The organism is Pseudomonas sp. WS 5011, assembly GCF_012985775.1.
GTDB classification, from domain to species: domain Bacteria; phylum Pseudomonadota; class Gammaproteobacteria; order Pseudomonadales; family Pseudomonadaceae; genus Aquipseudomonas; species Aquipseudomonas peli.
On record NZ_JAAQXA010000017.1, the window covers coordinates 16,097 to 39,733 of the forward strand.

Genomic DNA, 23,637 nt, shown 5'->3' on the forward strand with positions numbered 1-23,637 from the left:
GGGAATTCCTGACGAAAATGGTTGGTAAAAGTTGAGAACGATTGTACACCGATTGATCAGCTGCTTGGATAGCTCAGCGAACCGGCAATGCTGGACGATCACCGCGTTTCTGCGCCTCAAGTGTGGCCCGGCATGCCGGGCACAAGCGTTTGTCGCGCAGCATCGTCTTATCCAGATCACGCCATACGGGTTGCGCGGGCAGCAAACCACCGCACAAAGTGCGGTCGGCAAACTCACCTAACTCAAGCTGACGCGCCAGCAGGTGCACACGCACTTCTCGGCAGGCGAACAGGTCAAGCTGCTCGTCGGGCTCGATCAGTTGGTAGGCATGCAAGGACCAGGCAGGACGCGGCATTGAGGGCTCCAGTGCGGGGCCGCCACATTAGCCGAAAGGCACGGTACAGAAAAGCCCGTCAGAGCAAAGGTTTCAGGGTCGGCCAGACGTTTTCCAGCAGCTTGGGCTGCGCCTCAGCCGTGGGGTGAATGCCGTCGTTTTGCATCAGCGAATGCACACCACCGACGCCCTCCAGCACGAAAGGCACCAGGGCGGCGTCATGTTCCTGCGCCACTTTGGGGAACACCTCAGCGAACGCTGTGGTGTCGCCATGCTCACCGCCATTATCCACTGGCCGCTGATGGCCTACAGACGAAAGCAGAGCAACAAGACCAGTAAGTAACGCCTCCAGGGTCGACTCTTCACTGAGTCGGCCCTTTTGTTCAGAAGCTATCAAAACTGGCTCTCAGACCCGCAACTCCCGCCAACTGGATGATCTCTGGAACCCTTTCGGTATCAACGATGGCCCCCAGGTAATCATCACCACCCGAATCGAAGTGGAGGTACCGCCTCCCGGACTGAGCAAGCCAGATGTCAAAATCAGCCAGCACCTCAGCCATGGGTTTCACTCCCGAGTGCGAATAGGTATAGACCTCACTGATACCGCAGTTTTTTACTGCAATGGGTGCCAGATACTCGAAACAATCAAAACCGCGCCAGTCACAGCTGATCAGAGCCAGGTATTGAGTCTTCTGCCCCCTCTCGCTATCAAGTAGCCCCTCAGAAAAAGCCTCTTGAGCACCATCTCGTTTATTGAATCGGCGGTCCACACGACGAATCAACCGCTGACGCTCATCTTCAGGCGTGAAAGTCAGTAGCTGCTCAACTAACTCCCTTAAAGCCTTGCGCTGCTCTGGCGACGGCCGTGGGTGAAGCTCTCGAAGAATTTCAGCATCCGAAACATTCGTTTCTTCTGGAGGTGGTGCAGTAAAACGACCACCAAAAAGACGATCAAACAGACCCATGCGCTGACTCCTTGCGCGGCTAACGTGGATGTGGCTACGGTCTTAAAAGTCTGAAGTCCGCTATGCAGCAGTGCAAAGTGGTGGCTATTGATTCAGAAAACCTTCCACACGCAGAAAATAACCGTAGCGCCCGTGAAAAGGGCGGTCAGTGCGACCATAGAACGCGCCAGGATCGTCCAGCCAACCCAACTGGTATTCCGTCCACACCGCCAGACCACCAGAAGACTAAAGCAGGTGTACATTAGCAATGGCGTAAAACCTATAAGCCCGTAGACCTCTTGGAGCGAGGTCAAAATGACCAGTTCGTTCCAGCTACGCACAAGCTCAATTATCGCGTTGCCAAAGGCATCTAAAACCACAAACCGGACTGAGACATAAACAAGAGCAAACCCAAGGACATAGACCAGCCAGAATGCCTTCCATAGCGGCTTTTCGCCCCCTAAGTAACCTATGCGGTGTTTGCCAGCACTCAGCTCTGAACTCTGTGTCTGGTAAGGGGTAGATTGCATGCTACCTCCTGCAACAAGTAAATCCGTAGGATACCACCTCACGGTCACCATCATTAGCTGCTCGCCAGCTCACAGCGGCTACGTCCAGTGCGTCTACAAGCTGTCGGACATCGTGGGTCACGTGGAGGTGTCGCTGTGAAGTTCGAGAAGAGAAACTTCAAGCGTGCCTGAAGGGCCTGGATGAAGACCCCGCAGCAATGCCCTTCCGTGAAGGTGAAGAGGTCAAGCGAAGCGCCTCCGGGGGGCTGTATTACCTGAAAGAATCAGAATTAGCAGCCTGCCGAGGTCCAAGTTGCCAAGATCAGAGAGCGTTAGCTTTGCTCAAGGATGGTCTGATAAGCGAATAACAGAAGAGCAAATACACAATTGGTTCTCGCATGGACGGATCGAGCTGAGCTGCTATCAACTAATGTGGGCTGCTTCCAGTCTGGGCAGCCGCTTGAGAATCTGGCAGAAAAATCTGAGTCCCCTTATCAATAGTAAACCCAGCCGGACTACCCCCATACCCGCCCTCAAAGACACGCCCGAAACACCTGTCCCAGAGCCATTGAGTGTTAGAAAGATGTTCAACGTTTGTTAGAAAAACCTGTTGACGCACTCTGGGAGGCACGCGCTAAGATGCCTCCTCCTGACCTTCATTAGGACAGCATCAGAGCAAAGGTTTCAGGGTCGGCCAGACGTTTTCCAACAGCTTGGGTTGTGCCTCAGCAGTGGGGTGAATGCCGTCGTTTTGCATCAGCGAAGGCACGCCGCCTACGCCCTCCAACACGAATGGCACCAGGGCCGATCCTGTCTCACTGGCAACCTTGGGGAACACCTCAGCGAACGCCGTGGTGTAGCGCACACCGTAATTGGGCGGTAGCTGCATGCCAAGGATCAGCACCTTGGCGCCCTTCTTCTGCGATGCCTGCACCATGGCCGCAAGGTTTTGTTGCAATTGCGCCGGGGGCTGGCCACGCAGGCCATCATTGCCTCCCAACTCGATAATCACCAGCTCCGGCTGATGCTCTGTAAGCAGCGCGGGCAGCCGTGCGGCGCCGCCTGCGCTGGTGTCGCCGCTGATCGACGCATTGACTACTTGGTGGGCAAAACCCTCTTCGGCCAGGCGTTTTTCCAACAAGGCAACCCATCCCTCGCGGGTATCCAGGCCAAAAGCCGCGCTGATACTATCGCCGACGACCAGCACGGTACCCGCGAACGCCGCCGGCCCCCACAGCAGCAGGCTCAGGGCAGTACCGATCAACCACTTACGCATTGGATTCTCCATGAGCTCAAGTATTCTCACCGCGCGAAACCTTAGCAAAGTGGTCCCCAGCACGGAAGGCGAGCTAACCATACTCCATGATCTGTCGCTGGAGCTGGTTTCCGGTGGCAGCCTGGCGATTGTCGGCAGCTCCGGTTCGGGTAAATCCACCCTGCTCGGCCTGCTCGCCGGTCTCGATCTACCCAGTAGTGGCAGCGTGGTGCTGGCCGGTAACGACCTGGCCAGCCTCGATGAAGATCAGCGTGCGCGCGTTCGCGCTGAGCACGTCGGTTTCGTCTTCCAGTCCTTCCAGTTGCTCGACAGCTTGAATGCCCTGGAAAACGTCATGCTACCGCTGGAGCTTGAGGGCCATGCCGATGCCCGCCAGCGCGCCCGCACCCTGCTGGACCGTGTCGGCCTGGGCCAACGCCTCACGCACTACCCACGTCAGCTCTCCGGCGGTGAGCAGCAACGTGTAGCCATCGCCCGCGCCTTTGCCGCCGAGCCCGCGGTACTGTTTGCCGACGAGCCCACCGGTAACCTCGACAGCCACACCGGCGAGCGCATCAGCGACCTGCTGTTCGAACTGAACCAGGAGCGCGGTGCGACCCTGGTACTGGTCACCCATGACGAACGCCTGGCGCACCGCTGCCAACGCCTGATCCGCCTAGAAGGCGGTCACCTGGTCGACCACGTGGAACCTTGATGAAACAGCTGCCATTTACCCGCCTGCTTTCTCTCGCTAGCCGTCAGTTGCTGCGCGATGCCCGCGCAGGCGAGCTGCGTGTGTTGTTTTTCGCCTTGCTGATCGCCGTCGCCGCCAGCACGGCCATCGGTTATTTCAGCGCACGCCTGAACGACGGCATGCTGCTGCGCGCGACTGAATTTCTCGCCGCCGACCTGCGCCTGACGGGCAGCTCGCCCAGCACACCCGAGCAAATCAGCACGGGTAAACAATTGGGGCTGGAGCATGCCCAGCTGGTGGAATTCTCCAGCGTGGTGGCCAGCGATGCGGGTATTCAGCTGGCCAGCATCAAAGCAACGGACAGCGCTTACCCACTGCGGGGCGACCTCAAGAGTGCCGCCGCGCTGTATGACGCTGAACAAATCGGCACCGGCCCGCAGCCCGGTGAAGCCTGGGCCGAGGCCCGCCTGTTTGTTGCCCTCAATCTCAAACCTGGCGACAGCGTTGAAGTCGGCGCCAAAACCCTGCGCCTGACCCGCGTACTAACCTTTCTCCCGGATGAAGCCGGTGACTTTTACAGCCTGACGCCGCATCTGCTGATGCACCTGGACGACCTCGCCGCCACCAGCGTGGTGCAACCGGGCAGCCGCGTGCGCTATCAGGAACTGTGGCGCGGCGAGGCTGATGCATTGGCGCAGTATCGTCAGGGCATCACCCTCGCCCCCAACCAGCGCCTGGAAGATGCCAAAGATGGCAATCGCCAGGTCGGCAGCGCCCTGGGCCGCGCCGAGCGCTATCTGAACCTTGCCAGCCTGGCCGCCGTGCTACTGGCCGGGGTTGCAGTGGCCTTGTCGGCGGCACGCTTTGCCGCCAGGCGTTTCGATGCCAGCGCACTGCTGCGCTGTCTGGGCCTCTCACGCAACCAGGCGCTCGGCCTGTTTAGCCTGCAGCTGGCGCTGCTGGGTATTACCGCCAGCCTGATCGGCGCATTGCTGGGCTGGCTGGCTCAGCTGGCTCTGTTCAACCTGCTGCAGGACCTACTCCCAGCGCAGATTCCACCTGGCGGCCTGTGGCCGGCGCTAGCTGGTATGGCCACCGGACTGGTCGCCCTCGCAGGCTTCGCCTTGCCGCCGCTGGCGGCACTCGGCCGTGTGCCGCCATTGCGCGTTTTGCGCCGCGATCTGCTGCCGGTGCCGGCCAGCTCCTGGCTGGTATATGGCGCCGCCTTGCTGGCTCTGGGCCTGATCATGTGGCGCTTGAGCCTCGACCTGCAGCTGACTTTAGCCCTGCTCGGTGGAGGCCTGGTAACCGCATTGCTGCTGGGCGGATTGCTGCTGCTCGGCCTGCAGAGCCTGCGCCGCATGCTGGCCGGCGCTTCACTGCCCTGGCGGCTGGGCCTGGGCCAATTGCTGCGTCACCCACTGGCTGCAGCCGGACAGTCGCTGGCTTTCGGCCTGATCATTCTGGCCATGGCGCTGATTGCCTTGCTGCGTGGCGAGCTGCTCGACACCTGGCAGGATCAGCTGCCTGAAAATGCGCCTAACCACTTCGCCCTGAATATCCTGCCGGCAGACAAGGACGCCTTCGCCGCTCGCCTTAATGAACTATCACCGCACCCCGCACCATTGTTCCCCGTGGTGCCCGGCCGACTGGTGATGATCAATGGCGAGCCGGTACGGCAGATCGTCAGCAAGGAATCCCAGGGCGAGCGCGCGATTCGCCGCGACCTAAGCCTGACATGGGCCGAGGATTTGCCAGCGGATAACAACTTGATCGCCGGTAACTGGTGGACGGATGCCAATACCAGCGAATTGCCGGGCGTATCGGTGGAGTCCGAGCTGGCCGAAAGCCTGCAACTGAAACTCGGCGACCGCTTGAGCTTCAGCGTCGGCGGCCTTAACCGAGATGCGGTGGTCAGCAGCCTGCGTGAAGTGGACTGGAATAACTTCCAGCCCAACTTCTACATGATCTTCCAGCCCGACACCCTGCAGGATCTACCGGTCACCTACTTGACCAGTTTCTACCTGCCGCCTCAGTACGAAAAGCAGCTGGTTGAGCTGTCGCGTGCCTTCCCGGCCGTGACCTTGCTGCAGGTCGAGGCGCTGCTGGAACAACTGCGCAGCATCCTCGCCCAGGTCACCCTGGCCATCGAGTTCGTCCTGTTGTTCGTGCTGGCGGCCGGCCTTGCAGTGCTGTTCGCCGGGCTGCAAGCCACCCTGGATGAACGCATTCGGCAGGGCGCTCTACTACGCGCCCTGGGCGCCGAACGCAAACTGTTGATCAAGGCGCGCCGTGCCGAGTTCGGCCTGCTTGGCGCATCCAGCGGCCTGCTGGCGGCCTTTGGTTGTGAGCTAATCAGCTTCCTGCTCTATCGATTTACCTTCGACCTCACCTGGCAACCGCACCCCTGGTTGCTCTTGCTGCCGTTGATTGGCGCGCTGCTGGTCGGTACGGCAGGCGTTCTCGGCACGCGCCGCGCCTTGAATATCAGCCCGCTGACGGTGCTGCGCGAGGGCTGATAGACTCGCGCACCACCTTTCTCAGCCGTCCGAGAGACTGCGAGCTAGAGTCCTGCAAGGCGCTACGTTAGTAACAGCCTCAGGCTGGTCAAAGCGGCAAGGAAGCGGAGTGTACTTTTGTACATGAGCATTCCGAGACGCCGCGTCCCGGCCTGTTTTTAACGCAGCAGGGCCGACGCGCAGCAGACGTTAAATAGGTTCTTATGAGTCGCTACCGTCCACCCCGTTCCGCCGGCACTGCCCTGATCACCCCCGAGGGCGAGGCTCGCATGCGCGCCGAGTTACATGAGCTTTGGCATGTGCGCCGTCCCCAGGTTACCCAGTCGGTCAGTGAGGCTGCGGCCCAGGGCGACCGTTCGGAGAATGCCGAATACACCTACGGCAAGAAGATGCTGCGCGAAATAGACAGCCGCGTACGTTTTCTGACCAAGCGCCTGGAAAACCTCAAGGTGGTCAGCGCCCGCCCCAGTGACCCGGATAAGGTCTACTTCGGCGCCTGGGTCACCTTGGAAGATGAGGACGGCAGCGAATCGCGCTACCGCATCATCGGCCCGGATGAGTTGGACCTGAAAAACAACCTGATCAGCATCGACTCGCCCCTGGCACGCGCCCTGATCGGCAAAAGCCTGGACGCCGAAGTGCGGGTACAGACGCCAACTGGCGAGAAAACCTGGTACATCGTCGCGATCGACTACCTGTGACCAAGCCAAGCATGCCCTCCGCCCCAGAGACCTCATCCCAGCAAGCCCACCTTGAGTGGGATGAGCAGGGCCAGCCGCTGTCCAGCCAATTCGCCGACGTGTACTTCTCCAACGAGAACGCGCTGGCCGAAACCCGCTACGTGTTTCTCGCCAACAACCAGCTGCCGGAACGCTTCGCCGCGCTGACGGCCAATCAGCAGTTGGTCATTGGCGAAACCGGCTTCGGCACCGGATTGAACTTCCTTTGTGCCTGGCAGCTGTTCGAGCAGCACGCCACGGCAACTGCGCGCCTGCATTTTGTCAGCGTGGAAAAGTACCCGCTGAACTGTGCTGACATCCAGCGCGCACTGGCGCTGTGGCCAGAACTGGCGCCTTATGCCGAACAGCTGCTGGCGCAGTACGTGGCGCTGCACCCAGGTTTTCAGCGTCTGGTATTTGCCGGCGGGCGCATTGTTCTGACCTTGCTGATTGGCGATGCACGTGAGCTGTTCGGGCAACTGGATGCTCAGGTCGACGCCTGGTTTCTCGACGGCTTTGCGCCGGCGAAAAACCCGGATATGTGGACGCCGGAGTTGTTCGCCGAACTGGCCCGGCTGTCCCATGCCAGCACCACCCTCGGCACCTTTACCAGTACCGGTTATGTACGCCGCCGCCTGAACGAGGCTGGCTTCAAGATGAAGCGCGTATCGGGGCTGGGAAAAAAATGGGAAGTGCTTAAAGGCGGCTTTATCGGTACAGCTGAAACAGCCGAAAAGCCCTGGTTTGCCCGCCCACAGCAGCCGGTTGGCGAGCGCAGCGCACTGGTGATCGGCGCAGGCCTTGCCGGCTGCGCCACAGCCGCCAGCCTGGCCCAGCGCGGCTGGCAGGTCACCCTATTGGAGCGGCACGCAGCTATCGCCCAGGAAGCCTCGGGCAACCCGCAGGGCGTGCTCTACCTCAAGCTATCAGCCCATCACACCACACTGTCACGCCTGATCGTCAGCGGCTACGGCCATACCCGCCGGCTACTGGAGCGCCTACATAAAGGTCAGGACTGGGACAACTGCGGCGTGCTGCAACTGGCCTTCGATGCCAAGGAAGCACAACGCCAGACGCAGCTTGCTGCTGCCTTCCCCGCCGACCTACTGACAAACCTGGACAGAAGCACCGCCGAAGCCAAAGCCGGCATAACCCTGCCCGCTGGTGGCCTTATCTACCCCGAGGCGGGCTGGGTGCATCCACCGGCGCTGTGCGCACTGCTGAGCCAGCAGCCGAACATCCAACTGCGACTGCATCAGGAGGCGCTGGAGCTGCGCCGTGACGGTGATAGCTGGCAAGCCTGGAATGACAAGCAGCTGCTGGCCAGCGCCAGCGTGGTGGTGTTGGCCAGTGCCGCCGAGATCAAAGGGTTTACCCAAAGCGCAGACTTGCCGCTTAAACGCATTCGCGGGCAGATCACTCGCTTGCCTGCCACTGCAGCCAGTCGCGCACTGAACACCGTAGTATGCGCCGAGGGCTACGTAGCGCCGGCACGCCAGGATGAACACACCCTGGGGGCGAGCTTTGATTTCAATAGTGATGATCTGACGCTGAACAGCGCCGATCACGCAAGCAACCTGCAGTTATTGGACGAGATATCGCCCGAGCTTTGCGGCGCACTAAATGCTGCGGCACTCGATCCCGAACACCTGCAAGGCCGCGCCGCCTTTCGCTGCACCAGCCCGGATTACCTGCCAATTGTCGGCCCTTTGGCCGATACCACCGCCTTTGCCGAGGCCTATGCGGTGCTGAGCAAGGATGCCCGCCAGGTACCGGATACGCCCTGCCCCTGGCTCGAAGGCCTGTATATCAACAGCGGGCACGGCTCACGCGGCCTGATTACCGCACCGCTGTCCGGTGAGATGATCGCCGCCTGGCTGAATAACGAGCCGCTGCCCGTGCCTGCCGATGTGGCACAGGCCTGCCACCCCAACCGCTTCGCCTTGCGGGCGCTGATCCGCAACAAGGCTTAACCCGACGCGCCTGTCAGCAGGCGCGCGCACGGGTCAACCGCGCAGACTGAAACGCCAGGCGCGATGGATTTTCGGGTTACGGGCGAAATCTGGATCCAGAGTCGATGCACTGATTTCTTCCACTTGATACCGCGCGGCCAAGATCTCATCGAGCTCAAACTTGCGGAAGTTATTGGAGAAATACAGCACCCCGTCTTTGGTCAGGCGGGCCATGGCGAGGTCGAGCATCTGCACATGGTCGCGCTGCACGTCGAAGATGCCTTCCATGCGCTTGGAGTTGGAGAAGGTCGGCGGGTCGATAAATATCAGCTCGTATTCGCCACGGTCTTCGGCCAACCAGGCCATCACGTCGCCCTGCTCCAGCTTGTTCTTGTCCGAATAACCGTTGAGCGACAGGTTGCGGCGCGCCCAGTCCAGATAGGTTTTCGACAGGTCGACACTGGTGGTGGTACGCGCGCCGCCCTTTGCCGCATGCACGGTGGCCGTGGCGGTGTAGCAGAACAGGTTGAGGAAGCGCTTACCGGCGGCCTCTTTCTGAATGCGCAAACGTAACGGGCGGTGATCGAGGAACAGGCCGGTGTCCAGGTAATCGGTCAGATTGACCAGCAACTTCACGCCGCCTTCGCTGACTTCCAGAAACTGCCCCTGCGTGGCTTGGCGCTGGTATTGCTTGGTGCCACTCTGGCGTTCGCGGCGCTTGATCACCACCTTGCTTTTGTCGACACCCAGCGCCTGCGGAATCGCGGCAATAGCGTCAAACATACGCGCCTTGGCTTTCTCCGGATCAATGGACTTGGGCGCGGCATATTCCTGCACGTGCACCCAATCACCATACAAATCCACCGCCATGGAATATTCCGGCATGTCGGCGTCGTACAGGCGGTAGCATTCAACGCCTTCCTTACGCGCCCATTTGCCCAGCTGCTTGAGATTCTTCTGCAGGCGGTTGGCAAACATCTGGCCGCCTTCGCTCAGGCGCGCCTGTTCGACCACCGGAGCAGGTGCAGCCGCCGGTTTGATAGGGTTGCCGTTCTTGTTGTACTGGCGCTCCACCGGTTCAAGCGGCGCCTTATCGGCCTCAGCCTGTTCACGCTCGCGTTCACGCTGCTCAGGCGTACGGCGCTCACCGGTGACGAACTGCTCGGGCTGCACCTTGATCAGCAGCAATTTGCACGGCAACGCGCCGTTCCAGAAGGCGTATTGCTTGTGGCTGCGAATACCCATGCGCTTGCCCAGGTCCGGCGCGCCGGTAAACACCGCTGCTTCCCAGCCCATGCAGGCCTGACGCAGGCGCTCGCCGAGGTTCTGGTAGAGATACAGCAAGCTGGCTTCATCACCCAGGCGCTCGCCGTAGGGTGGGTTACAGATAACCAAGCCTTTCTGGCTCTGATCCGGGCGCGGCTCGAAGGTCGCCACTTCGCCCTGATAGACCTTGATCCAATCGCTCATGCCTGCACGTTCAATGTTATTGCGCGCCGGCTGAATCAGCCGTGGGTCGGCTTCATAACCGCGAATCCACAGCGGTGGTTTGGCCATGCCCGCTGCTGCGCGCTCTTCGGCCTCGGCATGCACTTTCTTCCACAAGGCTGGCACGTGGCCCAACCACTTGCTGAAGCCCCATTGCTCACGGGTCATATTCGGCGCGATATCGGCGGCGATCATCGCGGCCTCAACCAAGAAGGTGCCCACACCGCACATCGGGTCAGCCAGTGCGCCGCCTTCTGCCGCGATACGCGGCCAACCGGCGCGGATCAATACGGCAGCGGCGAGGTTTTCCTTCAGCGGTGCAGCGCCCTGCTGCAGGCGGTATCCGCGCTGGTGCAGGCTATGGCCAGAGAGATCGAGAGACAGAATCGCCTCACCGCGATCCAGACGCAGGTGCACCCGTAGGTCGGGGTTGATCTTGTCCACCGAAGGCCGCGTACCGTCTTTCAGTCGCAGCTTGTCGACGATGGCATCCTTAACCTTCAACGCACCGAAATGGGTGTTGTCGATACCTGAGCCGTTACCGCTGAACTCCACAGCCAAGCTGCCGGTGGATTCCAGGTGCTCAAACCAATCAACCTCCAGCACGCCTTCGTAAAGACTCTGGGCGTCCTGCACGCTGTAGCGCTTGAGCACCAGCAGCACACGGTTGGCCAAACGCGACCAGAGGCACAGACGGTAGGCGGTTTCCATGTCAGCCATGCCACGAATGGCCGAGGTGTGCTCACGTGCCTCTTCAAGGCCGAGGCTGCTGGCTTCTTCAAGCAGCAAGCCTTCGAGGCCTTTGGGGCAGGTGAGGAAGAGTTCGTAACGATCCGACATGGGAGTTTCCAGTGCCTAAGGCAATCAACGGCGCACCGACAAATCGGCACGGCCAAAATAAGTGACGAAGCGTCTAAGCGCGACCCTTCGTCGGAATAAACAACAGTCTCAATCGCAATTCATTCGCGATAGCACAACACCAGCACACCTGACGCATACGCCCACAGCATAGGCGTTACAGCGAAAAAACAGGGCATCCAACGCAATGCCTTATGGCACGACCCTCAAAAACGTTACGGCCTTATGACGAAACGGTCATTCACAGGCACCCGCGCATTGGTTAGAAATCTATCCAGGCCAGCACTGCAATGGTGCTGGCAAGGAGGCTCGCGACGCCGGCAGCGGACTCCGTAGGCAGAACGTTTCTGCCTGACCTTGCTTCAAGGTCTAAGGGACATAACAGTCAACATTGAGGGCTACACCCTATGAGAAGACTTAAGCGTGATCCGTTAGAAAGAGCTTTTTTGCGCGGCTATCAATACGGCATCAGTGGTAAATCCCGCGAACTCTGTCCATTCACCCTCCCCTCTGTCCGCCAAGCCTGGTTAAACGGCTGGCGCGAAGGCCGCGGTGACAATTGGGACGGCATGACCGGCACCGCCGGCATCCATCGACTCAACGAACTTCACGCTGTCGGCTGATTCAGGAACCTACCGACTCACCATGCGCGCTCCATCCGAGCGGCGGGCGCGAGCCCAGGGGCTCCTTTAGGGAGCCCTTTTTATTGCCTGCCCTCCATGAGCGGCAACCCTTCTGGCCATCGCTACGCGACGTTTAAAATGCCTCTCGGCCATTTTTATTGTTTACGACTTGCTCGGTAGCGCAGCAATCGCATCGACCGCTTCGCGAATCAATGCTGGGCCCTTGTAGATAAAGCCGGAGTAAATCTGCACCAGGCTAGCACCGGCGGCGATCTTCTCAGCCGCATGCTTGCCTTCGGTAATCCCGCCCACGGCGATGATCGGTAAACGACCTTTCAACTCACTGGCCAACACCTTAACAATGTGCGTGCTCTTCTCACGTACCGGCGCGCCAGACAATCCACCTGCCTCGTCAGCACACTCCAGACCGTGCACACCTTCACGGCCCAGCGTGGTGTTGGTGGCGATCACCGCATCCATGCCGGCTTCAACCAGCGCATTGGCAACTTCGATGGTTTCTTCATCACTCATGTCCGGGGCGATCTTGATCGCCAGCGGCACACGCTTACCGTACTGTGCAACCAGATCTTCCTGACGCTTACGCAGGGCTTCGAGCAATTGCTTGAGCGAGTCGCCAAACTGCAGGCTGCGCAAGCCTGGGGTGTTTGGCGAACTGACGTTAACGGTGACGTAGCTGGCGTGCTGATAGACCTTGTCCAGGCACAGCAGGTAGTCATCCACGGCGTTCTCGACCGGCGTATCGAAATTCTTGCCGATATTGATGCCCAGCACGCCCTTGTATTTCGCTGCCTGCACACGGGCCAGCAGATGATCGACACCGTGATTGTTGAAGCCCATGCGATTGATGATCGCCTCGGCCTCAGGCAGACGGAACAACCGTGGCTTGGGGTTACCCGGCTGCGGCCGTGGCGTCACGGTCCCGATCTCAACAAAACCGAAGCCCAGCTGAGCGAAACCATCGATGGCGTCGCCGTTCTTGTCCAAGCCGGCAGCCAAACCGACCGGGTTGGGGAATTCCAGCCCCATTACCTTGACCGGTAGCGCGGCCGGGCTCTTGGTCAGTAAACCGTTAAGCCCCAGACGACCGCCGGCACCGATCAAGTCGATGGACAGTTCATGGGAGGCTTCGGGGGAAAGTTTGAACAGCAGCTCGCGGGCCAGGGTATACATGGGCAGGCTTAGCTCGATAAAGTTACAAAGGCCGCGATTATAGCCGGCTGCGCACCTGATAGGCGAGGCGCACGGCGGTATCAGCCCAAGCGACGCAGGCTAAGCAACTCACCGGCCGCGCTGAACTCGAGCTCGAAGGAACCATAGACACCGTCATGGGTCAGAAATGGCCGAAAATGGTGAGCCGGCACACTGACACTCCGTCCATCGCGACTTTGCACTAATATCCGGTTGGCACGCCCTTGATAGACCACACGTAAGCGCTCGGCCGATAACGCAATATCAAATACCAGACTGGGCATGGAGGCACCTTTGCAACTGACTGCACCAATCTTGCCATACGCCGCGCGCATGCCCGGTAAAAAATGGCTGGGAGCCATTTTTAACGTCGCGCAGCGACGGCCCGAAGGGTGGCCGCCAGGGATGGCAGGCCATAAAAAACCTGTCGCTACGGCCGATAAAGCCTGTGCAGGCCCGCATGGGCTCTGCCAAACTGGCAATGGTGATTTTGGAGTTCGTACCTGGCCATGAGTCTGTCTGAGCAGCCTTCCACCCTCAGCTCACGCCTCGGTGCCTTAGCGCAACGGCTAGGCCTTATCGGCCGTGGGCAACGCCAGATACTCGAGCGCGCCAGCCAACTTCGCCTGCCCTTCAGCCCCCTGCCGCAACTGCGTAACAGTATCTGCTGGCAAGATGGTCCTCAGCTACACCGCCTGATAGACCTGCCCCGCAGCGCACTCTCAGGCCCAGTTCAGGAAGACAAGGCGCAAGCCCACGCCATGCTGGTGCGGGTGATCGAAGCGCAAGAGCAGCAGCTGTCATCGTTCGACCTGCGCATGATCGATGGCCTATCGACCTGCAACCCTCAGCAAGCCAACCACGCCAGCTTCGAGGCTTTCGCCGCCAGCGAGTCCTGCCGTCAGGTGCGCATCATCAGTTACAAAGACTTCGTCAAAGCCATCAGCCAGGCGCTACCGCGCTTTCTCGCTGGCGAACGCATCATCCTGCGCCAAGCCAGCTGGCGCGGAGAACGGGTGTTCTGGGCTGGTGAGCATCACAGCGAAGCCTTCGCCTGCGCCATCGCTTATGCACGTAGGCGTGAGTTGGAGGTCAACCTGCCGGCCGAACTCAGCCATTACCGCTTGAGCGAGCAAGGCCTCAGCAACCTGCAGCAGCACTACCACGTACTGGGCATGCCCAATGCAGCCTGGAGCGACCCTGCGTTTATGGCGCTGCTGCTGGATAACGGCCTGCCCTATGCACGCCTATCCCTGCTAGGCGCGCCAGGCTCACCGGAATTTCTCCTGCTACCCAAACACTCCAGCGAAGCCATGGCACTGGGCGAAGGCCTGCGCTTGGCGGGTGCGCCGGATGTGGTGGGGCATCTGCAACAATTGCAAAAACAGCGCTAAACCCTTTCGACTTCTACTCAATGCCGTAGGCACAAAAAGCAGGCATAAAAAAGCCCGCCATCTGATAACGCAGCGGGCTTACTCCATATGAGGCATAGAAGTGCCTAGAAACTAGGGCGATTCAGTTAAATCCGCCACAACTGACCGCCAATTGAGGCGGGGCAAACGGAATGACGTAATCCAGATAATAAAAAGCCCGCCCCAAGGGGCGGGCTCCAGTTCATCGGATCTAGCGGCTACGCCGCATCGACCTTCAGGGTGCCATCGCCAAGCATGCTGAGAATCAGGCTGCTCTCATTGCCGGCTGCGATACCGTAGCTGGTATAGAGATTGACGTCCTGCAGCACAATGGTCTGCTCGGTTGATGTGGCGGGATTAGCAGTTGATGTCTCACTGACCCTGATCACCGTATCCAGCAACCCTGCAACGCCAGAGACGTTGGCCGTGCTGATATCGAGGAAGCTCAGCAGATTGCCGATACCGCCCGTGGTATTTTCCCCCGTCAACAGTTGCGACAGATCCAGGCGATCGCCATTGGCATTGCCAGCGAAGTTGGGGGTGAAGTTGAGGATGGTATCCGTACCACCCGCATCTCCGGACTGCCAGATAAAGGTGTCCTTGCCGGTGCTGTTGCTGCTGCTACCACCGCTCAAGGATTCATTACCAAGCCCACCGGACAACAGGTCATCGCCATCACCCCCATACAGCAAATCATTGCCGCCGTTGCCAAAAAGCAGGTCATTCCCTGCACCACCGGACAACGTTTCTCCATCGGTATTCTCGCCGGCCAGGATGTCATTACCGGAGCCTCCCGAGCGGTCACCGCTGCCATCGGTGACCAGGTTGTAGAGCCCGGATAGTGAGTACGACCCAACGGTTGCCCCGCCCAGGAAGCTGAGGCTTTCCACCGGACTGTCATCGAAGTGGTCATCCACAGTGACTTGCTGACCATTGAAGCCAATCAGCAGATTACCGTCGCCACCCGTGTCCGAGTCCCTAAAGCTCAGTCCGATCAAAGCTGCGCCATCGGCTCTGATGGCAATGCTATCGGTGCCAGCTCCATCGACGATGGTGTCGGTACCGTCGGCCAAACCAAAGTAGTAAGTGTCGTTACCATTGCCGCCATTGAGATTGTCATTGCCTCCTTTGCCAATGAGGATATCGTCGCCGTCATTGCCATTGAGCGTGTCGCCTTCTGAACCGCCCACCAGTATTTCGTTGCGGAAGGTGCCGTTGATCGTGCTGCCGCTTGTGCGCACCACCTCCACCACTCCGGTATCCGAAGCGGAAACCGAATTGGTGTATACGAATGAACCTCCAGCGGTTGCATCGTCAGTGACACTCGTATTGCTACCCGAATGGCTGCTCGCCAAGCCGATACCCGCAGTGACGCCAGTGATGGCCTGAGTCAGGCTGTTGGGACCGGTGTCGTTGTTCAGCAGGGCCCAGTCAGGAATCACGACGGAAGACTGGTTAGTCAATACCAGGTCGTCCCGCACAACAGATACGCTCTGCGCCGGATCGATATGGATCGACAGAGTGTTGCCAGCCTGGTCACCATCGAAGTCCTGCAGCACAAATCCGACCGACTGATTCACCCCTCCAACCCCGATATTGCTCGGTGGTGTGTAAGTGAAGGCACCGCTGTCCATGTTCACGGCCAGCGAGCCAGCCGCCAGGACGATGGTCAGGACATGCGTAGTCGTATTGAAAGTGGCACCTGGAATCGAGCTGGTCATGGTGCCCGCACCGCTGTAGGTGTAGGTCGTGCTACCGACTGTTAGAGAGCGAACAAAACCACCATCGGCACCATAGCTACCTCCGTTGTCTTTCAGATTACCCAGAAGCGGGGTTGCTTGCGCGGTGGCCACCAAAGTAGCAGTCAGGTCATTGAGGTTGGTAACCTCAATGGCATTAGTATTGGTGCTGGTAACGCCATCGTAGGCAATCCGATCCAGGGCAGAGGCGCCCACCCCCGTACCCATGCCCAGAGAATAAGCCCGGATGTCATTAGCATTGAGGAAGTTGATCCAGGTTTGCTCCTCAGAGGCATTATTGTTATTGCCACTGGTGTCGTTGTAAGCCGTTGGCCAATCCGTGGCGGTTCCGTTGCTGCTGGAGATACCCGCATCACCACTGGGCTCGTTCGGATAGCCATCGGACAGGAAGTAGGCAACGTTCTGTACATCCGAACCGGTCAACTTGCCACCATTGGAGCCAGTCTGCCCGTAGGCATTGATGGCTTTAATCAGGGCATCGTCATAGTTAGTGAGACTCTCCGGCTGCAGCGCAAGAATGGCTGCTTTGGCATCCGCAACGTTAACCCAGATAGCCTCAGTGTTAGCCGTGGTATCGAACGACACCAAGCTGACCCTTACATTGCCCAGAGCGTCGTACTGTTCTAGCAGCTCAAGCAAGGAGTTTTTGGCCACTTCCAAACGATCCATCCCCCCGACACCGGATCCATCGTTCATGCTGCCCGAGTTATCGAGCACAATCAGTAGGTTGGTATTAGTGCCCACCGCAGCCTGGCCGGTTTTACTGATGGCAAACGCCTGTGGAACATCATCCACGACGCTAGCGTTGAGGGTGACACTGGCCGGGTCGCCATCGCCATCCACCGCGTTCACGGTAAAGGTCGGCAGCGTCAGGCTGTTCTCACCACTGGCATTGGCATGGGCCATTTCATCCAGCAATGTGAAAACATACGCACCCGTGGCCTTGGTTACCACCAGTTGCCAATCCGAGGTCGATAGAGTGATGGTGGTGGCCGTATTAGTGGTAGTCGGGCTGCCACTGGCGGCCGTAACACTCGTCACCCCACCGAAACCATCAGCGCCCCAGTTGACGTTGTCGGCAATGGTACCGTTGATAACCAACGGCTCTTTACTGCTATCGGTACCGGCCGGCAGATCATCCTCGTCCACCGAGAAGTTCTCGTTGGCCGTGGTCACCGACGGGATATCGTCCACCACGCTAGCGTTGAGGGTGACACTGGCTGGGTCGCCATCGCCATCCACCGCGTTCACGGTAAAGGTCGGCAGCGTCAGGCTGTTCTCACCACTGGCATTGGCATGGGCCATTTCATCCAGCAATGTGAAAACATACGCACCCGTGGCCTTGGTTACCACCAGTTGCCAATCCGAGGTCGATAGAGTGATGGTGGTGGCCGTATTAGTGGTAGTCGGGCTGCCACTGGCGGCCGTAACACTCATCACCCCACCGAAACCATCAGCGCCCCAGTTGACGTTGTCGGCAATGGTACCGTTGATAACCAACGGCTCTTTACTGCTATCGGTACCGGCCGGCAGATCATCCTCGTCCACCGAGAAGTTCTCGTTGGCCGTGATCACCGACGGGATATCGTCCACCACGCTAGCGTTGAGGGTGACACTGGCCGGGTCGCCATCGCCATCCACCGCGTTCACGGTAAAGGTCGGCAGCGTCAGGCTGTTCTCACCACTGGCATTGGCATGGGCCATTTCATCCAGCAATGTGAAAACATACGCACCCGTGGCCTTGGTTACCACCAGTTGCCAATCCGAGGTCGATAGAGTGATGGTGGTGGCCGTATTAGTGGTAGTCGGGCTGCCACTGGCGGCCGTAACACTCATCACCCCACCGAAACCATCAGCGCCCCAGTTGACGTTGTCGGCAATGGTACCGTTGATAACCAACGGCTCTTTACTGCTATCGGTACCGGCCGGCAGATCATCCTCGTCCACCGAGAAGTTCTCGTTGGCCGTGGTCACCGACGGGATATCGTCGACGATTCGAACATCCAGCGAAGCATTGCCCGAGTCCAGATCAATATCCTGGGCTGTGACCGCGAAGCTCTCAGTGATGCTGTTCTCGCCACCGGCATTTGGGTGGGGCTCATTACCCGTGAGGGTATAGCTGTACGAAACCACACCAGTAACCGGGTCGAAGGCGGTAATCGCCAAAGTATGACCGAGCGGCGTCGTAATGGACTGCGGCACATTGGCCGCACCGTTAGTGACAACATTGATGCTGCCCACACTCAGACTCCACAGGCCATCAGGAGCGGTCACCGTGAAGGTGCCGGTCTGGGTCAATGGATCTTTCGTGGAGTCGGTGCCTGTCGGTAGATCATCCTCATCCACCGTCTCGTCATTGCCGTTGAGACCGATGATGCTGACCAGGTCATCGACACCATTGATGGTGATGGTCAGGGTCGCCGGCGAGGTGTCGCCGTCACTGTCACTGAGGGTGTAGTTGAATACCTCAGTCAGGTGCTGGCCGTCGCCCAACGCCTGTACCACAGGGCTTGCATTATTCAGGTCATATGTCCAACCGCCGTTCGGGTTGTAGACCAGATTGCCGTAGGTGCCCGTGGTGTTGACGAAGCTCACACTGCCCGGTTCATCTGTACCGACGGTATCGTTGGTGATCACGCTACCGCTCACCGTGTCGGTATTCTCGGTCATGCTGGCGCTGTCATTCACCGCCAGCGGTACACCATCCGTGACAGTGATGGTCAGGGTTGCCGTATCCGGATCACCGTCTGCATCAACGATGGTATAGGTAAAGACCTCTTGGGTGTCATCCGTAACGTTGTTCGGCGCGACGTAGGTCCAGTGCCCATTACTGGACATGACCAGGGTACCGCCCGCCGGCGTGTCAATCGGCCCGCTGGAGCCACCGGCCGGTATCAGTACAGTAGTGGTGCCGCCGGCCCCATTGGCGAAGCTGACCTGGGTTACCCGCGGCGGATTGTCTGCACCCGACTGATCGACATCGCCCACTCCGCCAGGTCCAGCATCGCTGATCACGTTACCTTGTAGCGGAGGTACGGGGACGGTTCCGCTCAGGGCCGCGGACAACTCGTTCGGATCCTGCACGATCAAAACGGTGTCGCCTGTGTTGGCCACCTCGCCCAGCTCAGTCGCAGCAGTGCCAACTGGCGGCACCTGGATACCGACCGCAATCACATCGATATTGTTGGTATCAACAAAGGTCTTCCATCCCGGCGGGGCATCATCCGATGCCGGATTCGGCTGGCCATCGGAGAGGAAGTAGACACGGTCGACGTAGCCAGCGAGTTGGGGATCGAGCAAATCGTCTTCCAGCTCGTCGCGCGCCAGGTCAAGGGCATCGTCGTATTCGGTAGTACCGCCTGCTACCAGGGAAGAAATCGCATCCTTGGCATCACTGGCATCAGTCCCTTCGTAGACCTTGGTCGCATTGGCATCAAAATCGATGATTTTGAAGTTCAGTGGCACGTTCAACGCGACATAGCTATCGATCAGGTTGAGCAGAGCCGCCTTGGCCACATCCAGGCGGGTAGTACTTTCATCGAAGCCATCCCCATCCAGGTCGGCCATTACCTCCGAACTCATGCTGCCAGAGGAGTCGATGATCAGCGTCAGGTTGAACGGTGGCAGGCTGCTTTCCGTAGTCGTGGCCTCGTTGTTCCGGGCCACAGGCACATCATCCTCGACATTGATGATTACGCTGTTGTTCATCACGACAGGGTCATTATCACCATCTGTCACCTGAACAATGCTGGAGAGGTCAATCGGTAGGATGTCGGTATCATCATTGCCATCCTCGTCCGGATGATCCAGCTGCCCTTTCAAGATGAAGGTGTAGTTGCCTAAGTCGTCGAGTGTGAAGGTGAAGACCGGGTAACCATCCACGCCGTCGACAAAGGCGCTCAAAGTGTCGCCGTCGACATCGTACTCAACGGGATGACCATTAGAGGTCAGAGTAGGTAGTCCGCTGGTATCTTCTAGCAGGCTGAACTCACCAGGGCCATCGGCACCGAAGCTGATCAGGCCACTAAGGGAGCCACTGGCCGAGGCATCCACACCATCAACACCGTCGTCGATGCCATGGGGCACAAGGCTGTCTTCATCGACGCTGGTCTCACCTGTGATGGTGCCACCCTGTACCTGAACCGGCACATCATCCTCGATGTTGATCACAAACAAGCCTTCGGCCTCTGCCAGACCCGACACCGGATCGCCGTCGCCATCGGTGGCCGTCAGCAGTGCCGTGAAATCGATGCCCGCGCTGCCACCCAGCCCAACCCAGTTCTCGCCGTCGTTGCCATTGGGCTCCGGATGATCGATCGGACCGTTCAACGTGAAGGTGAAATCACCGTCCGCTTCTACCACCAGAGTGAACACCGGGTAGCCACCAACACTGCCAGCCGCAACAGCCGTCAGCGTCGAGCTCACCAGATTGCCATCTAGGTCGAACACCTGAGATACCGTGTAAACCAGCTCCTCGCCGCCCGAAGTCAGGCCCTGTGCATTCAGCAGGGTCGTCGCTGCAGCTGCGTTAACCAGGCCAAAGTCACCCGGGCCGTCTGCACCAAACGCCACTAGACCGGACAAGCTGCCAGCACCCGTGGCAGTACTCACTACCAGCGTTTGACTGACATCGTCATTACCGTTATGCGGGCTGCTCAGTGGGTCTTCGTTGACTTGACCACCCACCGGACGAGACTGCTCGCCGCGATCCGCCAACACCGGCACATCATCCTCGATGTTGATCACAAACAAGCCTTCGGCCTCTGCCAGACCCGACACCGGATCGCCGTCGCCATCGGTGGCCGTCAGCAGTGCCGTGAAATCGATGCCCGCGCTGCCACCCAGCCCAACCCAGTTCTCGCCGTCGTTGCCATTGGGTTCCGGATGATCGATCGGACCGTTCAACGTGAAGGTGAAATCACCGTCCGCTTCTACCACCAGAGTGAACACCGGGTAGCCACCAACACTGCCAGCCGCAACAGCCGTCAGCGTCGAGCTCACCAGATTGCCATCTAGGTCGAACACCTGAGATACCGTGTAAACCAGCTCCTCGCCGCCCGAAGTCAGGCCCTGTGCATTCAGCAGGGTCGTCGCTGCAGCTGCGTTAACCAGGCCAAAGTCACCCGGGCCGTCTGCACCAAACGCCACTAGACCGGACAAGCTGCCAGCACCCGTGGCAGTACTCACTACCAGCGTTTGACTGACATCGTCATTACCGTTATGCGGGCTGCTCAGTGGGTCTTCGTTGACTTGACCACCCACCGGACGAGACTGCTCGCCGCGATCCGCCAACACCGGCACGTCGTCCTCGATGTTGATCACGAACAGACCATTGAACTCCTCACTCTGGAATTCCGCGACCGGGTCACCATCAAAATCGGTGGCCGTGAGTACATGGGTGAAATCGATACCAAAGAATGTCTCTTCACCTTCGTCCTCGTAGGCCCACAGCTCACTATCGGCACCATCTGGTTCTGGATGGTCGATAGGACCTTGAAGGGTAAAGGTAAAATTGCCGTCGGCTTCTATCTGAAGGGTAAAGATCGGAGCCCCCCCTGCGAGTGCTACCAACTCGGTATAGCCATCAAAGGCAGTCACTTCATAAGTCAGAGGCACTCCACCCGATTCCAGCCCTAGTTGTCCCAAAACATTGTTAGCTGCTGCCGTGCCCACCAGCCCAAAAGAGCCGATGTGATCTGCGCCGAAATCGACAAGCGCAGCCAACGATGGGACACCCGGAGTGGTGTGGCTACTGAACGTCACCGTTTGGTCTGTGATCTCATCCGAGCCAATAGGATCGCCGTCCTCATTGTTACCTTCATAAGGTGCATCCAGCGGCAACGGCGGCAGCATGAAGAGGGCGTTCGCTTCGTCGCCTGATGGTTGGGTCAGGGCATCTTCATGCACATATCCGGTGATGCCGCGGAAGTAATTGTCCCCGCCCTCGCCCTGGAAGAGGGTAAGCACCGGTGTATCGTCATCCACTGTCACACTCAGAAAAGCACTCGCCGTGTCGCCATCGCTGTCGGCCACCGTGAAGGGAATGTTTAGCAGCAGCTCATCTTCGGTCCCTGGAATAGAGTGATCTAGCGGCTCAAACAAGGTAAAGGTGTAAGTGCCACCGGCGTTGACGACTTCAAATACATCAACCCGTACGTCCTCCCCCTCTCCCCCCTCAAGCAGGTAGAAAGCAGTCAATGTCTGACCATCCTCACTGATCTCGGTCGAAAGCGCATGCCCCTGAGACTGAATCGCAAGCAAACTGGGAACATTCCAGACAAAGCTACCGGGCCCATCGGGGCCAAAGCTGTAATTCAGCGACCCTGAAGTCTGGCTTGGTGAGTCAGCATCATCTGGCCCGCCTGGATTTCTATCAAGCAAAGCAGGATCGCCATCTTCGTCCACAGCAGTCACTGCACCTGCAACAATCGGTGAGCCATCCGGTTCATCAGCCGCAGGGTCAGCAACCTCAGGCTCAGGATTGGGAAATTCCGGCCCGGTGTTGAAACCCGCGGTGGGGAAACCAATCACCGGATCAAGTGCCCCGCCGGTTTCACCAAGCAGCACAAAGGAGTGACCGCCCCCGACGCCGCCTGCTCCACCGGCACCACCACCAGGGCCGGCTGCGGTTGCTTCACCTTCCAAGGTTGGGTCGACGCCCGCTTCAATCGCGGCCTGCAATTGCTCAACATCGGTCAGATCGCCGTCACTCGGCGCGGCCGGAGGCGTTTCTGCGGTTGGAGCTGGCTGATTGGAACTGCCTGCGAGCATTTGCTCGGTGAGATTAAGGCTGCTGTCGCGGCCTAGAGTGAGTTGCTGCCCATTGGTCATGGCAACCGCAATAGATCCAGCGGCCCCAGTAACGATTTGCTCCCCCGCAAAAACCCGATCACCTTCACTTAGTGGCCGACGCGTTCCGTCGCCAGCTACTGCATAGACTTCGCCGATAACTTGGCTGACGACACCAATCAAAGTAGCCATGATTCCATCCTCACTACAACTGCCGACCACCGCCGACACGTATGCCAAAAAAGGTCGAAATACCCTTCAAGGAGAGAACGAAAGCACTGGCTGATTACAACGACGTCACACTCAAAAACACAAACGACAAAAAACTGTCACCCTGACCCACGTCGCCCACCACACCAGAAAGATCCCGCCCCTATTTGCATCTGACCATCTGTTTTAGCCGCGCACGCCACCTAAGAGCACGAAATGCACGGCTTCTGGATGAAAACAATGTGCTGCTTTTATCAGTCTGCATAAGATTTTTTTCTTATATGGCTTGTAACAATTTTTTCTTAGCTACACTGAAAAGTGTTCTTAGCTGTGATGTTACAGGCGGAGAGTAATCAACAAGA

14 protein-coding genes and 1 pseudogene are annotated in these 23,637 nt (G+C 58.8%); 6 read left to right on the forward strand and 9 right to left on the reverse strand.

Annotation, left to right across the window (positions count from 1 at the left end; translation table 11 throughout):
* Nucleotides 1-73: 73 nt before the first annotated feature.
* From HBN63_RS16835 to HBN63_RS16855, 5 genes and pseudogenes are all read right to left on the reverse strand, one after another.
* Entirely contained in the window at nt 74-355 is a 282-nt protein-coding gene (locus HBN63_RS16835; RefSeq protein ID WP_090255921.1) for a hypothetical protein, read from the reverse strand.
* Between the two features lie 58 nt (nt 356-413).
* Nucleotides 414-593 (reverse strand): annotated as a pseudogene (locus HBN63_RS21955) (arylesterase); the annotation flags it as partial.
* 124 nt (nt 594-717) lie between these two features.
* Nucleotides 718-1,299, reverse strand: a complete 582-nt coding sequence (locus HBN63_RS16845) for a hypothetical protein (RefSeq protein WP_170050205.1) — start codon at nt 1,297-1,299, stop codon at nt 718-720.
* A 92-nt stretch (nt 1,300-1,391) separates the two neighbouring features.
* Nucleotides 1,392-1,808, reverse strand: a complete 417-nt coding sequence (locus HBN63_RS16850; RefSeq protein ID WP_170050206.1) for a hypothetical protein — start codon at nt 1,806-1,808, stop codon at nt 1,392-1,394.
* 649 nt (nt 1,809-2,457) lie between these two features.
* Nucleotides 2,458-3,063, reverse strand: a complete 606-nt coding sequence (locus HBN63_RS16855; RefSeq protein ID WP_170050207.1) for an arylesterase — start codon at nt 3,061-3,063, stop codon at nt 2,458-2,460.
* A 10-nt stretch (nt 3,064-3,073) separates the two neighbouring features.
* Here HBN63_RS16855 and HBN63_RS16860 point away from each other — a divergent pair, with 10 nt between their 5' ends.
* The 4 genes from HBN63_RS16860 to mnmC all read left to right on the forward strand — a co-directional run bounded on the left by HBN63_RS16860 (nt 3,074) and on the right by mnmC (nt 8,947).
* Nucleotides 3,074-3,757 (forward strand): ABC transporter ATP-binding protein, encoded by a 684-nt coding sequence (locus HBN63_RS16860; RefSeq protein WP_160088516.1) that lies wholly within the window; start codon nt 3,074-3,076, stop codon nt 3,755-3,757.
* Complete coding sequence (locus HBN63_RS16865; RefSeq protein WP_170050208.1) at nt 3,757-6,255, forward strand: ABC transporter permease; 2,499 nt, start codon at nt 3,757-3,759, stop codon at nt 6,253-6,255. Before HBN63_RS16860 ends, HBN63_RS16865 begins: the two co-directional genes overlap by 1 nt.
* A 203-nt stretch (nt 6,256-6,458) precedes the next feature.
* Nucleotides 6,459-6,956, forward strand: coding sequence for a transcription elongation factor GreB (gene greB / locus HBN63_RS16870; protein WP_170050209.1), 498 nt, complete (start codon nt 6,459-6,461; stop codon nt 6,954-6,956).
* 11 nt (nt 6,957-6,967) lie between these two features.
* Nucleotides 6,968-8,947, forward strand: coding sequence for a bifunctional tRNA (5-methylaminomethyl-2-thiouridine)(34)-methyltransferase MnmD/FAD-dependent 5-carboxymethylaminomethyl-2-thiouridine(34) oxidoreductase MnmC (mnmC, locus tag HBN63_RS16875; protein ID WP_170050210.1), 1,980 nt, complete (start codon nt 6,968-6,970; stop codon nt 8,945-8,947).
* 33 nt (nt 8,948-8,980) lie between these two features.
* Here mnmC and rlmKL read toward each other — a convergent pair whose 3' ends face one another.
* On the reverse strand, nt 8,981-11,254 hold the full coding sequence (gene rlmKL / locus HBN63_RS16880) for a bifunctional 23S rRNA (guanine(2069)-N(7))-methyltransferase RlmK/23S rRNA (guanine(2445)-N(2))-methyltransferase RlmL (protein ID WP_170050211.1): 2,274 nt from the start codon (nt 11,252-11,254) through the stop codon (nt 8,981-8,983).
* Between the two features lie 425 nt (nt 11,255-11,679).
* Between rlmKL and rmf the strand changes: the two genes are divergently transcribed.
* Nucleotides 11,680-11,895, forward strand: a complete 216-nt coding sequence (rmf, locus tag HBN63_RS16885) for a ribosome modulation factor (protein WP_090255928.1) — start codon at nt 11,680-11,682, stop codon at nt 11,893-11,895.
* 162 nt (nt 11,896-12,057) lie between these two features.
* Here the strand turns inward: rmf and HBN63_RS16890 are convergent, their stop codons facing one another.
* Together HBN63_RS16890 and HBN63_RS16895 are read right to left on the reverse strand one after the other, a co-directional pair.
* The gene (locus HBN63_RS16890) at nt 12,058-13,086 is read right to left on the reverse strand and encodes a quinone-dependent dihydroorotate dehydrogenase (RefSeq protein ID WP_170050212.1); all 1,029 of its coding nucleotides are present in this window, start codon (nt 13,084-13,086) and stop codon (nt 12,058-12,060) included.
* A gap of 80 nt (nt 13,087-13,166) precedes the next feature.
* Nucleotides 13,167-13,388: a DUF2835 domain-containing protein gene (locus HBN63_RS16895; RefSeq protein ID WP_090255930.1), complete on the reverse strand. Its 222-nt coding sequence runs from the start codon at nt 13,386-13,388 to the stop codon at nt 13,167-13,169.
* Between the two features lie 225 nt (nt 13,389-13,613).
* On the opposite strand from HBN63_RS16895, the gene HBN63_RS16900 reads away from it, so the two are divergent.
* Entirely contained in the window at nt 13,614-14,498 is an 885-nt protein-coding gene (locus HBN63_RS16900) for a DUF6685 family protein (RefSeq protein ID WP_170050213.1), read from the forward strand.
* Nucleotides 14,499-14,734: 236 nt separating this feature from the next.
* On the opposite strand, the gene HBN63_RS16905 is transcribed toward HBN63_RS16900, so the two are convergent.
* Nucleotides 14,735-23,257, reverse strand: coding sequence for a retention module-containing protein (locus HBN63_RS16905; protein WP_170050214.1), 8,523 nt, complete (start codon nt 23,255-23,257; stop codon nt 14,735-14,737).
* Nucleotides 23,258-23,637 lie beyond the last annotated feature (380 nt).